Genomic DNA, 13,365 nt, shown 5'->3' with positions numbered 1-13,365 from the left:
GGTGTGAGGTATCAGGTCAACCCAACGTTCTTGAAACAGAGCATGTGAAACTGAGCATGAAAAATACAGACTTTAGTTTAATCCCCTATTTTGTTGTGATGATGGAAGAGCTTTCTATCTCAAACACCGCCAAGCGCTTTGGCGTTTCCCAGCCAGCTGTCAGTAAAGCACTAGGTCGACTCAAAGAAACCTACGATGATCCTTTGTTTGTGAAAACCAAAGAGGGTTATCGACCAAGCCGTTTCTGTTACGACATCTACCCGCAAATCAAGCAAGCTTATGATGCCTTTGAATCGACATTTCCAAGCAAACGCAAGTTCGACCCAAGCAAAATTGATCGATCATTCAATGTCGCATGTATTAGCGGAGCGATTTACTCGGTTATGAAGCGAGTCTCAGACATGCTCTACAAAGAGACGCCCGATATTGGAATCAACATCGACCCTTTGTACACAGGCGATATCGCATTGGATTTACGCCAGCATCGATACGATCTCTGCATCGCACATGTGCCGACTAATGATCCTGCATTGGAATGTGTGCCTTTGGCTAGCGAGCGTATGGTGGTGGTTTACGATAAGAGCCATCCTCGTTTAGGGGAGAGTATTACACTGCAAGAGTATCTAGCGGAGAAGCACGTGGTGCACAGTATGTGGAACACGGAAGATTCACCGCTGATGAAAAACAGTAAGTACGCCCAAAAGAGAAAAGTCGCGCGTAAAGCCCCTGGGCCGTTTGAGATGTTAGATATGGTCAAAGGCACTGACTTGGTCTGTATTAGCCAAGAGTCCGTGATCGAAAAGTTTGGATTGGCACAAGAGTTTCAAGTGTCACCATTGCCATTTGAGTCGGACTTAGGCATCGAGTATCTGGTGTGGCACAAGAGCCGCAATTCAGATATGGCGCACGCATGGTTTCGCAATAAGATAATTGATGCCTCACAAAAAAAGCCCCAGTGGGGCTTTAATTAGGATTCAACCGGGCGTTGTAACTTTCAATTCGCTAATCTGAATTAGTTACGCTGAATTAGTTCGCGCCTTGTTGTTGCATCTTTTGAACAAGCTTTTGTAGTTTCAAGGTATTGTAGTTGATGTTCGCTGCACTAAAGCCTTGGCCCGCTTGCATTGGGTAACCTTCGAGAGAGCCCATAAACTTCGCCACTTCTTGAGACATTGGGACAAACAACCACATGTTGTCGATCATCCAACGTGTGTACATGCCAGATTCTTTAGCGGCAGTTTCGAATGGATCCATACGTAGGTTGGTGATAGATGCCCAAGCTGGAGCTTGACGCACTGCAGACTGCATGTCACCTTCCATCATCGCAAAGCTTGCTTTCCAGTCATTCCAACGCAGTGCATTCAGCTCACCGTTCGCTGAGAAGTATAGAATTGTTTCACGAGGACCTTTATCCGTTTTACCTTCAAAGAATGGCTTGAAGTTCGAGCCATCTAAGTGAACTCGCCACTCTTTGTCGTTCAGTGTCACTCCTTCTTTCAGCTCATCGACGATGTTGTCATTGCCCGCTGCCGCTGCGAGTGTCGGTAGCCAGTCTTCTTGAGACATCAAAGCATTAACCGCAGATCCTGGCTCGATAACGCCTGGCCATTTCACGATTTGTGGTACACGCATACCACCTTCGTAAGTGGTGCCTTTTTCACCGTGGAAAGGAGATGTACCACCATCAGGCCAAGTAAATTTCTCTGCACCGTTATCGGTTGAAAGAATCACGATGGTATTGTCTGCAACTTTTAGGCGATCGAGCGTATCCAACAGAGCACCGACATTATCATCCAGTTGTCGCATACCATCAGCGTAGATGCCTTGACCTGTAATGCCATCGTAATGGTCGTTCAAGCGAGTCCATACGTGCATTCGTGTTGAGTTGTACCAAACGAAGAATGGTTTGTCTGCCTTCACTGATTTCTCCATGAAGGTGATCGCTGCTTCAGTGAAATCTTCGTCAATGGTCTCCATACGAGCGCGAGTCAATGGACCCGTGTCTTCAATCTTGCCATCCGCCGTCGCTTTAATCACACCGCGTGGGCCGTATTGCTTTTTAAATTCAGGGTCTTTTGGATAGAAGTAAGTTTCTGGCTCTTCTTCTGCATTGAGGTGATACAGGTTGCCAAAGAATTCGTCAAAGCCGTGTTTTGTCGGAAGGTGTTTGTCTTGGTCACCTAAGTGGTTCTTGCCAAACTGTGCTGTCGCATAACCCTCTTGTTTAAGGGCATCACCGATGGTTGGTGCCCAGTCTGGAATACCGTGGTCAGAACCCGGCATACCAATGGTCAAAAGACCGGTACGAAAAGGGTGTTGACCGGTAATAAATGCTGCTCGGCCTGCGGTACACGATTGCTGCGCATACATGTCTGTGAAAATAGCGCCGTCGTGTGCAATACGATCGATGTTTGGAGTCTCGTAGCCCATCATGCCACGGTTGTAAGCACTGGTGTTGTAATAGCCTAGGTCATCTGCCCAGATAGCGAGAATGTTTGGTTGCTCTGCTGCCGCAACACCCTGAGCGACAGTTAGAGCGCTCATTGCAAGTACGGATTTGGTGAAGGTAGTCAAGGTCGAGTCCTCTCGTTGTTCTGAATTTGGTTGAGAAGAAAGTAACAAAATGCAATTAACCTAGAGGACTACAGGGTATAAATTATGGTTAAATCACGGAGTTGATGGCTGTTCACCGATCGAGTTGTCATTGATAAATAAGATAAAAGTACGCAGTTTTTTATCTGGAGAATAGCCAAAATAAACATATTTTACTTCGGGAAATATGTTATCCTCTCGATACTACTAAAGGGGTGCTTTTTAGCACCGAAATGTATGCGAGCAACAGCACGATGCTCGTGTCAGTCACTTTCTGGCGAGTATGGAATAAAAAATGTTGTTGGAAGAAGTTGTAGAAATTATTGAGTTAACCGATTCAGACCATTTAGTTCAAGCAATGGACCTGTTTAATGAGCATGGCTTTGTTCATGCTGAGCAACTGCCGTTTATGAAGGTGGTGTTTGATACCGCTCCTGAGCATTTGATCAAGAAGCTCTCGCAAGTTGGCTTTAAAGGTAAAGTCGAGATTGTGAAGGCAGAAGGTGCATCTGATTATATTGTGTTTGATGCTGATCGTGCCGAGTCAGAAGGTGCAGTCAATTGGAGTAAGAGTGCTTAAGCCTGTTCAAAAGGTAAAGCACGACTTTTATCATTATTTGAGGTTAATACAGTGACAACAGCTACCGCTTCATCAACTGAACAATTGTCTAACGAGCATGCGTTATTAGGCGCAGCATTGCTTGCGGCGCAAAAGGTTGAGTTCTCACTTTACACAGTCATTGCTCAATTGGTTTCCACTGATAGCAATGTACATGAACGTCAAGCAATCGAGCTGAATATCGATACCTTTTTGAAAGGAAACAGCAATGAGCTGTCATTGATTCTTGACCTTTACTATCAAGTGTTTGGCAGTAAAATTCCGTTAGCGAAACAAGAAGTGAGCGATTTCGTGTTCAATCGTAATCTCATCTCGCGTAATTACTGGCGTGCAACTGGTGCCGATGTAAAAGGCGGAGAGAAGCTAGGCAATCCTGAGCTTTACCTGTCTGAATTTATCACCAAGTGTGACGTTTGGTTGAAAAAACTCTCTTAACTCGGTTTGCAAGCCTAATTAAAATTTAAGGAAACCACGGTGACAGCCGTGGTTTTTTTGTATCTAGAACCTAAAGCGGGTTTATTTTCACCTCGACTTTAAGGCACACTCCAACATGATTTAGACTCGGTTTCTCGACTGGCGAATTGCGTAATTTCAATATAGAGTGACCTAATATCAAGATGTATAAGGAATATACGATGCTAAGAGTGGTTTGGTTAGTAATAATGGCAGTGTTACCTATGATGAGTGTTGCATCTGAGGAGACACGATATTCTGAGCAAGAATATCTAGATAGGCCATTAATGGAACGTTACATCTTGGATGAACTCAAGTCTCTGCGAACTGATCAGCAAGATCTGGAACGCAGAATGATCGTTCAAATCACTGACCGTGAGCTAGACGTCGCGGATAAGTCGCTTAACTACGCGAATGTCACCGTCACTTACTTCTTTTACATCATCGCGGGTGTGGCTTCTTTGATCGCACTGATTGGTTGGCAATCGCTCAAAGAAATTAAACACAACACTAAAGAGATGGCCGATCAACGGTTGGATAAGATCGCTCAAGAATACGAGAAGAAGTTTGTTGCGTTAGAGCGAGATCTAAAGCGTAAAACTCGTATTATCTCGGAAAACAATCGTGAGATTGAGATCATCAACGAAGTACACAATCTTTGGCTGAGAGCTCAAAACCAACAAACGCCAGAGCAGAAGCTAGAGATTTATGATGAGATCCTCAAGATTCGTCCGGGTGACTTGGAAGCACTGACTTACAAAGCGGATGCGGCTATGGAGATGCAAGAATTCCACTGGGCAATGAGTTTGTGTAACCGTGTATTAGAAGTTGATGATCAAAACGCGCACGCCCTTTATCAACGCGCTTGTGCCTACGCACGTTTAGGTTCGGAATCTCAAGCGATTGAAGATCTGAAACGCTCAATAGAGGCGAGCGCCTCAATGCGTGACCTTATCTCTGATGAAACCGACTTCGAAATGTTAAGAGGTTTAGAGGGTTTTGAAGCGTTACGTGAGGAGCAATAGGCCTGCAACATAGCCTAGCCAGTAACCGATAGGGCTGAGATATAGCTTCATTAGATTCTTAGAAACACTGGTTTATTAGCTCCAATTGTTATGTTATAACAATTGGAGTTTTTACCTCTGCAAACTCAATTCGACCTATGAAGTTTATTCGCCTAGGGCTAGTGGCCATCGCTATTGTTGCCTTTTCGCTAGCTGCCATCCTCTCTATTGAACCTGAGCCCCCTCAAGAAATTGAAATCAAAATTACACCTTATCAAGAGTTGGTAAAGAGCGAGGCTGTCCCACCTCAACCAACAGAAGTTTCTGAATCGAATAGCAATCTCGTAAAGGTGCACTACTTTGTTAAAGTCGGGGATACCCTCAGTAATATATTTTCTTCGTGGCAACTACCATACGAAACGGCTCATAAGATTCTTGAAGCGGATTTAGAAACGCTGAAGTTAGATACGATTAAGCCGGGTGACCACCTAGAATTGCTGGTGGATAAAGAGACACGCCGTTTAGTGGAGCTTACGTATCATGAAAGTTTGATTGAGCGTTCTGTCTACTCTCTTAATGACGATGGCAGTTTTGACTATCAGTTCATCGAAATGCCGGGTGAGTGGAAAGAGAAGATGTATACCGGTGAAGTCAATGGCAGCTTCTCTTTATCTGCGCATAAAATTGGCTTATCGAGCCGCCAAATTGCCAATATCACACGCACCTTGAAAGATAAGATCAATTTTGCTCGAGATCTACGGGCTGGTGACCGTTTCAGTGTGTTAGTGAGCGAGCAGTATGCTGATGATCACTTAACTGGCAAGACAGAAGTTCAAGGGGTTTCAATTCAGCTTAGAGGTCGAGAAGTTGCTGCATTTCTTGCCGACGATGGCCGCTTTTACGACCGTGAAGGCAACAGCCTAGAGCAAGCATTCGATCGCTACCCGGTAGATCGCCAGTATCGCCGAATTACTTCGGTATTTAACCCTAAGCGAAAACACCCCGTGACAGGGCGCATTACTCCACATAACGGGACAGACTTCGCGACTCCGGTTGGCGCGCCTATTTATTCGACGGGTGATGGTAAAGTCATAGCAATACGAAACCACCCATATGCAGGCAAGTACCTGGTTATTGAGCACAACAGCGTTTACAAAACTCGTTACCTACACTTACACCGATTCTTAGTGAAGAAAGGGCAGCAAGTGAAACGAGGTCAGAAGATCGCTCTTGCCGGAGCAACAGGACGTATTACTGGCCCACACTTACACTTTGAAGTGTTAGTTCGCGACCGCGCAGTTGATCCGATGAAAGCAAACTTACCAATGGCAAGCTCAATCTCTAAAGAAGAAAAGAGTGCCTTTTATGCGCGAATTTCTGAGTTTGATAAATGGGTGAGTGCTTTGAGAGATCAAATAACCTAACACACATTAATTGTATAAGCAGTCTCTGTGCCAACATATCAAATAAAAGCCCTTGAATAGGTATATTCAAGGGCTTTTTGTTGTCAGGTTTATAGATAAATTTGGAGTAAAAAACTAATCTTTAAAATGCTTTTGTGTTCCCAAAGGAACATACAATGTTGAACTGATATCACATAATGATGGGATAATAATTATACAAGAAACTATAATTTCCTATTTCAGAAATATAAGTTTAGTGAAAATTTATAGAATTGATGGTGAGTTATATATTCTTAGTGATATATTTCTCCAAAAGGATTTGCATGCAGCGTGAAGTTAACTGGGAAGATATTGATTGGCCTTGTGATTTATCAAGTCGAATTAAGAGAAAGTTGTTGTCAAACTGTATCTATAAGAAAGTTGTTGTCAAACTGTATCTATAAGAAAGGTGTGTCTGAATTAGAGCTGACTCGTCGTTATAGTCAAGTCCCGGGCGTAGTTTATATAATAAAGGGGGCTGCTGCTGTTTTCTTTTCAACACTAGAGAAGACGTCAATAATGGGGGGAATTATTGGCAAAGGAGATTGGTTAGGAGCTCTAAATATAGGTGAAGAGACAACGCACTTCGTGTTCTCCGAGGAAATTGAAGAACTGGAGATGATCATTTTCCCTCACAAGCTTATATTGAGCCTTTCTGAAGAGGAGCCTAGTGTATTTCACTGGCTATTCGAGTGTTGCAAAATAGCACACCGGATTTGGTTTAAATCTTATCTATCCTCATTGTATACCAAAGAATCTAGAGTGATATTTACCTTGGTTGAACTTTCAAATCGTCAGAATAGAATCAGCGGTTCTGTTGCTTGTATCCAAATATCTCAACACCAACTAGGGTTGATAGTTGGTTTGTCACGTCCGAGATTAAATGAAGTATTGAAATGCTTAGAACTAGATGAACTTATTAGTTTGGAGAGGGGGAAAATATATCTATCTAATATGAGGGCTTTGTCAGACAAGGTAGATAGTATGAATCTTTCAATGGTCAAAATAGATCACAAAGAAACTATTATATAGCTGTTTGATTGGTTTTAATTGTATTTACTTGTCGTATCTATTTTATTTTTAATCTGTCTGATGCTTCTTCACCGAAAAGTGACAAAAGCAAATCAAGCTCTTCTTGGTCTAACTTAGATGTTTCCACCTTATAGATATCACACTCTAACTCTTTCATTAGCTTAATTTTCTGATATTTAGGTAGGTTTAAAACACTAGCGGCGACTTCTAAATAGGAGTATTTTTCTGTTTTCATGGCTAACCTCTACTTTTTTTCAATTATATATACATAAGTAAAAAAACTATGTTCTTTGAAGAACAGTATCTATTGAAAAACTATATATACGCCATAGTACGAATTTCCCTCTTATGAAATATTAATTGAGGGAAAATGTAGTTCCACTTGTGGATAAGTCAGGGCTTTGCAATTCGTTTGCTTGTGTAATTAGAAGCAAATTGCGCCCGTAACCATGCTCTTAGTTTTAGCACACTTTCATTTTTGAGTTTGTTATCTGAACAGACAAAATAATAGTCTTGATGCGGATTCGAAACGGGGTTGCTAATTTCGACCAAAGCTCCGTGTTTTATGTCGTCACGAACAAACAGCCGATGGGTGACAAGTATGCCAAGAGAGCGTGTCGCCGCTTGTACCGCCTGAATAGAGACATCAAAGGAGAGGTTGGTGCTGAAAAAGGGCATAGGTAGCTGATGTGCATCACACCACACTTGCCAATCGTGCTCTCTACGCGGGTTGAAAACGCCAATGACGGGGTAGGTCTTGAGTAGCTCTTCCATGGATTGTGAGCCCCGTTCACTGACTAAATTTGGGCTTGCGACTAGAACTAACTCGTCATCACCAAGCTTTTCACAGTAGTAATTTTGCCACTCTCTCGGCTTTCCATGTACCAACGCAATGTCGACACCCTCTTGATCGAGGTCGAAGTAACCGATGCGGTTCGAGAGTCGGATATCTAAGCTAGGTGAGTCTTGTTGCAACATAGGAACTCGAGGTATCCACCAATGCAGCGCTAGAGAGTTGACCATATTGACGGTCAAACGGTTCTCTTTCGGTGTATTGGCTAATTGATCGGTCGCGTCGACTATTTGTTCTAGAGCAGGAGCGACTTTGCGATAGTAGCGCTTACCATCGGCATTAAGAACCACGCGTCGCCCCACACGTTGGAATAGGGGCTTATTGACTTGCTGCTCTAAAGATTTGATCGCTTGGCTCACGGCGGAGTGGCTAACAAACAGTGCCTTAGCGGCTTCGGTCATGCTGCCTGTCTCAGCGACCGCGACAAAAGCGTAGATTGACTTTAATGGAACCAGTTTCTTCATAAGTAAGTTTTCCTTACAGTTCTGGTTAATATTACTCGCTATTTTTTGTTGTGTCAGCCTTCTAGAATAAAGCGCATAGGAGGTGATAATTATGTCTGATATTACCAAGGCCACCCTGTTTATGGTGGTGTCTACATTTAGCCTGTCAGTCGGCGGGCTTGCCGCGAAATATCTCGCTGAAATCATGCCAGTAACCTTGCTCGTTTTTTCTAGATTCTTCTTTCCTGGTTTGATTTTACTGTCGATCTTAGTTTTCGTTCGATTGCGTAAACCGAGCCGTACGCTACTCAAACCTATTGTGTCTCGAGCTTTATGCATGACAGCTTGTCAGCTCTGTTTTTTATCATCGCTACAGAGCTTAACCTTAGTTGAGAGTATTGTTCTGTTTAGCACTGGTCCTTTGTTTATCCCAGTGTTAGAAAAATTAATATTTGGTGTGAAATTCAACCCAAGGATTTTAGTTTGTTTAGGAATGACGTTTACCGGTGTTGTACTGATGGCGGGGAATCTATCTGAGTTTGACTTTAAGTCGGCGATCTTAATTGGCTTGATGGCTGGTTTCTTTAACTCTGGTTCACAAGTGAGTTTATACCGAGCATCAAAAGGCGAATTGTCAGCAGCAGAGATGAACGCTTGGACTTTCTTGATCGCCGCTCTATTGGCTTTACCGATTATGATTTACAGCGTGATCGATATTGTGGTACTCGACCAGGTGCTCATTACTAATGTGGGTGAAGGGCATACGCTATCGAGTTTTTATTGGGTTGGGTTGATGTTGGCAATATTTGCGGCGTTTACCATCAATACACAAATCTGTCGTGCCAAAGCTTACCGACTCGTCAGCAGCGGCTCTCAATTGGCTCCATTGATTTTCACCACACTCTTGTTTAGTGCGATTTGGCAAGCTCTGTTGTTTGATGACACATTCTCGAATCAAAAACTATTTGGCATCGGGCTGATTATTCTTGCCAGTATGGTCAACACTTTTCTGTCTCATCGAAAAAACAAGCTTGCTACCAAGTTAGACACGGAAAGCCCTAAAACAGTGAGCGAATGTAGGCCTTAACTTTCTCTATATGCTGTGGTGTATCAACGTCACTGTGTTGCTCAGGCTCAAGAAAAGCATCGGCATAGCGTTTGTAAATGTCTTTCTCTAAGAACAGTAAATAGAGCTTAGGGTCGATATGCCCAGTGGTTGCCATACGAGTCATAATGTTTAAAGACTCTTCTAGGTTTTTTCCATGTTTATATGGGCGATCACTGGACGTTAATGCCTCGAACACATCAGCAATCGCAACCACTTTGGCTTGGATAGAGAGTTCGTCATCATCCAACCCAAATGGGTAGCCTTTACCATCGATTCGTTCATGGTGATAACTGGCGATTTTCGGTATCTCTTTAAGGTGTTCAGGGTAGGGAAGCTTATTGAGCATCACCGAGGTCTGGATAATATGATCGTTAATCATAAAGCGCTCTTCAGGAGTTAACGTACCGCTACGCACCTTAAGGTTGTAAAGCTCCCCACGGTTGTATTTTAGCTCTCCAGGCTTGAGTACATAGTCTTCTTGCCATAAATCTTGTGGGCTTAAACCTTTCTCCCACGGCACACAATGCTGAGGTTTGTCTGCGAGTAGAGGCTCCATGATAGGTAGCTCTGATTCTTCTTCAAAGCGTATCTTTTCTGTCCAAGCGATACCGATTTGATCGCTAAGTGTTCGCTTCCATTGATATTTGGCGATTTCATCAAGGCGAGCTTGATTCTCTTCTTCCATTCGCTCTGAACCGATGTTGCATTGAGCGACAAAAGCAAAGTCGTCGTCGAGTTGTTGATGTTTACTTTTCAGTTTCTCGAGTTCTTTTTCTTGCAGTGAGCCATTGGCGATCGCTTTCCAATAGTCCGTTTCGGCTTGTTGTTTAAGAAGCTCAAAACGCATTCTTATCTCGTGAATGCGGTCATAAAGGGTTTCGAGTTTGGTGGCTTTATCGACCACGTACTCAGGCGTTGTTACTTTACCGCAGTCATGCAACCAAGAAGCCAAGCTCAATGCTTCCCACTGCTTTTTGTCTAGCGAAAACAGTGGATAGTAGCGATCATCTTTAACTGCTGCTTCGGTCAGCCATTGCGTGAGTTCTGGAACGCGCTGACAGTGCCCTCCTGTGTATGGTGATTTGGTATCAATAGCGGACGCAATCAGCTCAATAAAGGCGTTGAGCATCTCTTTTTGCTGCTGCATTTGATCGATGTTGTCTTTGGCGATTTCGGCAAAACTCAACAGTTCGCGTAGAAAAGCGTGTTTGTCCGATTGCATTTTTGATATCGCACGTTCATAGCCAATAATCACAATTCCGACGAGTTGCTTCTCCCTGTTAAGAAGCGGAAAGAAGTACAGATCTGAATTGAAAATCGTATCGTGGTATTGGTTCAGTGCATTTTCACTTCTGTCTAAATGAACCACTTCTCCCATTTTCAATTTTGCGAGTAACCAAGGTGTATCTTTAACAAATTCGTTGAGATCGGCTTTAAATGGGATGATGGCGTGGTTGGCGGCAATCTCAAACTGCTTTTGTTTGTTGTCATAGGCATACAACAAGATGGTTTCCGCTTTAGTGATTAGGTAGCTCTGGTGAGCAATGGTTTTAGCCAATACCGAGAAGTCCTGATTGCCTGCGGTATCACGCAGTAGGGCAATTAGGTCGTGCAGTGTATGCTCCATAAGCTCAATGGAATGTGCCAAGTTGGCCACTTCATTGATCATGCTCTTAGGGTAGTGAGTGCGCTTAAAATCAAAGCGAGCGATGTTGTGAGTTAACTCCATCAGTTTTTGAAGCGGCATAGAAAGTCGATTGGCTACAAGCCACACTAACCCAAAACAGATGAACAGAAGAATAACAGCAACGGTGACTTGCCTATCCCTCATCGATATTAAATCCGAGAGTAGGTCGGTATGAGGTGTCGCTTCCGCAAGAAATAGAGTGACGTTGGCCGTTAACTGCACCGGTGTCAAAGTTAGAGCCCAAGCATTAAGGTTGTACTCAACACTCTGAATACTCTGCTTTGATGCTTTGTTACCGAGTAAGAGTGGAGCCAGAACCGACTCTTGAAGCGCATTGTTGGCTTCTCGTGAATTCATGCGCATGGAGTTGGTAATAGAAGTAGTGGCATCAAGGTCGAGTTGATGATGGCCAAGTAGGTTCAAATGACGATCGAACAGCGCCAAGCGGCTTTGTGGAGAGAAAGCTAGATCGCCAATCTGAGTAGATAGGGAGTTGAGCGTAAAATCTGCACCTAACACATATTGCTGGTCACTAGAGCGGCGAGATAACGTAATCCCTGGAGTTTTGAGAAAATAGAATTGGTAAGGCTCTGATAGCTGAATCGAACCGTCTCTCTTAGCGTTGAGAAACCAAGGCCGTGTTCTTGGATCAAAAAGATCTTGCCCCTGTTCTCGTTGGCTGATGACTTGATGCGCGCCATCAAGGAAAGTGATTCGTGTTAGCCCATCGGTCGAGGTTTCCGTGACCATCATGGTTGCTTTCGAGGGTGCGCTGTGTTCCTGGCGCTGTTTGTTGGTTTTAATGGGCCTGAAGAGCTTAAAGTCACCATTCTCAGAGCCGTAGAATAGTGCAACGAGGCTCGGGCTTTGTTGGAATATAAGGTCTAATGACGACAACCAAGCATGATACTTGTTCTGCGTGCTTTCATCGTTAATGAAGGGACTAACGGCTAATACATTGAGAGCCGTGACCACAGGGGCGACTGACTGCTTAAACACCAATTCAAGCTTATCGCTGTGCTCCTGGCTGACCTCTTCAATGGTGCCTAACAGCAGTTGTTGAGAGTGCTTGTAGCTCATCATAATCAGCACAGTTCCAACAATGCTGGTCATGATTAAAAACAGTGTTGTGATGTGTATGCTTAAGGGGTAACGTTTTTTTCTCATTATTATTTACCAATCAAGTGACTGGTTTAAGTATTGTTGAAGCTGATAAGGTTGCAAAAAAATGACTCAACTTAGGCATTCTCGGTATGCTAATTGTCATTTTGAGCTGATAGACTGATTGAAGCATCCAGAGCAGAGAGCGGAGTGAAAGCGCACAGATGAAATTACAAGTTGATACCCATACCCATACTTACGCCAGTGGTCACGCATACAGCACCTTAATTGAGAATGCCAAAGCGGCCAGTGAGCGAGGTCTTGCGATGTTTTGTACGACGGATCATTCAGAATCTATGCCGGGTGCGCCTCACTACTGGTTCTTCAGCAACCAACGCATTCTTCCTCGTTTTATTGAAGGTGTGGCGATTATCCGTGGTGTTGAATCCAATATCATGAATACTGATGGTGAGATTGACGTGCACCCGAGTGTCGATAAAAACCTCGATTGGGCTATCGCAAGCTTTCATGAACCTGTTTTTCGCCCTGCAGACAAAGCCGCTCATACATTGGCGTTGATAAACGTAATCAAGGCAGGGCGCGCAGATGCGCTTGGGCATTTGGGTAATCCAAACTTTGACTTTGATTTTGAGGCGGTGATTGATTGCGCTGTTGAGCATAATGTGGCTATTGAGATTAATAACACCACGCTGAAAGGCAATAGCCGCATAGGCAGTGTCGAGCGCTGTTATGAAATTGCTAAAATTGCCAAGGCAAAAGGGGCATACATCACAACTGGCAGTGATGCACACTTCTGTGCGGATGTCGGGGGCTTAGACCTCGTTTCTCAACTGCTTGATGAAGTCGGTATACCATCAGAGAAAGTCATTACCCATTCGCCAAGCCAGTTTCTGCGCTTTTTAGCACTGCGTGGTCGTAATGCAATCCCAGAATATTCAAATCTTGTTTAAGAGAATGTCGGCGGGTTTGCATTTCGTCACAATCATTTTTTTGAGAGTGCGGCATTTTTG

The 13,365-nt window shown here is 43.7% G+C and carries 12 protein-coding genes; 8 read left to right on the top strand and 4 right to left on the bottom strand.

The features are described from left to right. Positions 1-56: 56 nt before the first annotated feature. Positions 57-971, top strand: a complete 915-nt coding sequence (locus tag OCV50_RS21120; RefSeq protein WP_261904561.1) for a LysR family transcriptional regulator — start codon at positions 57-59, stop codon at positions 969-971. Between the two features lie 55 nt (positions 972-1,026). Here OCV50_RS21120 and OCV50_RS21115 read toward each other — a convergent pair whose 3' ends face one another. After that, positions 1,027-2,544, bottom strand: a complete 1,518-nt coding sequence (locus tag OCV50_RS21115; protein WP_239840475.1) for an arylsulfatase — start codon at positions 2,542-2,544, stop codon at positions 1,027-1,029. Positions 2,545-2,887: 343 nt separating this feature from the next. On the opposite strand from OCV50_RS21115, the gene OCV50_RS21110 reads away from it, so the two are divergent. The 5 genes from OCV50_RS21110 (at position 2,888) to OCV50_RS21090 (ending at position 7,142) form a co-directional block, all read left to right on the top strand. Then, the gene (locus OCV50_RS21110; protein ID WP_239840282.1) at positions 2,888-3,172 is read left to right on the top strand and encodes a hypothetical protein; all 285 of its coding nucleotides are present in this window, start codon (positions 2,888-2,890) and stop codon (positions 3,170-3,172) included. A 51-nt stretch (positions 3,173-3,223) separates the two neighbouring features. Further along, complete coding sequence (locus OCV50_RS21105) at positions 3,224-3,646, top strand: hypothetical protein (RefSeq protein ID WP_261904560.1); 423 nt, start codon at positions 3,224-3,226, stop codon at positions 3,644-3,646. Between the two features lie 227 nt (positions 3,647-3,873). After that, positions 3,874-4,689 (top strand): tetratricopeptide repeat protein, encoded by an 816-nt coding sequence (locus tag OCV50_RS21100; protein ID WP_390905161.1) that lies wholly within the window; start codon positions 3,874-3,876, stop codon positions 4,687-4,689. A 137-nt stretch (positions 4,690-4,826) separates the two neighbouring features. Continuing rightward, positions 4,827-6,092 carry a peptidoglycan DD-metalloendopeptidase family protein gene (locus tag OCV50_RS21095; RefSeq protein ID WP_261904558.1) on the top strand — a complete coding sequence of 422 codons (1,266 nt, stop codon included), beginning with the start codon at positions 4,827-4,829 and terminating at the stop codon, positions 6,090-6,092. 429 nt (positions 6,093-6,521) lie between these two features. After that, entirely contained in the window at positions 6,522-7,142 is a 621-nt protein-coding gene (locus OCV50_RS21090; protein ID WP_261904557.1) for a Crp/Fnr family transcriptional regulator, read from the top strand. 37 nt (positions 7,143-7,179) lie between these two features. Here the strand turns inward: OCV50_RS21090 and OCV50_RS21085 are convergent, their stop codons facing one another. Together OCV50_RS21085 and OCV50_RS21080 are read right to left on the bottom strand one after the other, a co-directional pair. Beyond that, the gene (locus OCV50_RS21085) at positions 7,180-7,377 is read right to left on the bottom strand and encodes a hypothetical protein (protein ID WP_261904556.1); all 198 of its coding nucleotides are present in this window, start codon (positions 7,375-7,377) and stop codon (positions 7,180-7,182) included. Positions 7,378-7,535: 158 nt separating this feature from the next. Next, positions 7,536-8,459 (bottom strand): LysR substrate-binding domain-containing protein, encoded by a 924-nt coding sequence (locus OCV50_RS21080; protein ID WP_261904555.1) that lies wholly within the window; start codon positions 8,457-8,459, stop codon positions 7,536-7,538. Between the two features lie 91 nt (positions 8,460-8,550). Here OCV50_RS21080 and OCV50_RS21075 point away from each other — a divergent pair, with 91 nt between their 5' ends. After that, entirely contained in the window at positions 8,551-9,525 is a 975-nt protein-coding gene (locus OCV50_RS21075; protein ID WP_261904554.1) for a DMT family transporter, read from the top strand. On the opposite strand, the gene OCV50_RS21070 is transcribed toward OCV50_RS21075, so the two are convergent. Further along, the gene (locus OCV50_RS21070; protein ID WP_261904553.1) at positions 9,497-12,400 is read right to left on the bottom strand and encodes an HD domain-containing phosphohydrolase; all 2,904 of its coding nucleotides are present in this window, start codon (positions 12,398-12,400) and stop codon (positions 9,497-9,499) included. The genes OCV50_RS21075 and OCV50_RS21070 overlap by 29 nt on opposite strands. 158 nt (positions 12,401-12,558) lie before the next feature. Here OCV50_RS21070 and OCV50_RS21065 point away from each other — a divergent pair, with 158 nt between their 5' ends. Beyond that, positions 12,559-13,305, top strand: a complete 747-nt coding sequence (locus tag OCV50_RS21065; RefSeq protein WP_261904552.1) for a phosphatase — start codon at positions 12,559-12,561, stop codon at positions 13,303-13,305. The last annotated feature ends 60 nt before the right edge of the window (positions 13,306-13,365 follow it).

Source organism: Vibrio fortis (assembly GCF_024347475.1).
GTDB classification, from domain to species: Bacteria; Pseudomonadota; Gammaproteobacteria; order Enterobacterales; family Vibrionaceae; genus Vibrio; species Vibrio fortis.
The sequence above is the reverse complement of the archived record's forward strand: the minus strand, read 5'-3'. Positions and strand labels throughout refer to the sequence as shown.

Excerpts from the sequence above, each read along its gene's own strand:
- OCV50_RS21120 (WP_261904561.1), top strand. The coding sequence starts at position 57 with ATGAAAAATACAGACTTTAGTTTAATCCCCTATTTTGTTGTGATGATG.
- OCV50_RS21095 (WP_261904558.1), top strand. The coding sequence starts at position 4,827 with ATGAAGTTTATTCGCCTAGGGCTAGTGGCCATCGCTATTGTTGCCTTT.
- OCV50_RS21100 (WP_390905161.1), top strand. The coding sequence starts at position 3,874 with ATGGCAGTGTTACCTATGATGAGTGTTGCATCTGAGGAGACACGATAT.
- OCV50_RS21075 (WP_261904554.1), top strand. The coding sequence starts at position 8,551 with ATGTCTGATATTACCAAGGCCACCCTGTTTATGGTGGTGTCTACATTT.
- OCV50_RS21110 (WP_239840282.1), top strand. The coding sequence starts at position 2,888 with ATGTTGTTGGAAGAAGTTGTAGAAATTATTGAGTTAACCGATTCAGAC.
- OCV50_RS21070 (WP_261904553.1), bottom strand. The coding sequence starts at position 12,400 with ATGAGAAAAAAACGTTACCCCTTAAGCATACACATCACAACACTGTTT.
- OCV50_RS21080 (WP_261904555.1), bottom strand. The coding sequence starts at position 8,459 with ATGAAGAAACTGGTTCCATTAAAGTCAATCTACGCTTTTGTCGCGGTC.
- OCV50_RS21085 (WP_261904556.1), bottom strand. The coding sequence starts at position 7,377 with ATGAAAACAGAAAAATACTCCTATTTAGAAGTCGCCGCTAGTGTTTTA.
- OCV50_RS21065 (WP_261904552.1), top strand. The coding sequence starts at position 12,559 with ATGAAATTACAAGTTGATACCCATACCCATACTTACGCCAGTGGTCAC.
- OCV50_RS21115 (WP_239840475.1), bottom strand. The coding sequence starts at position 2,544 with ATGAGCGCTCTAACTGTCGCTCAGGGTGTTGCGGCAGCAGAGCAACCA.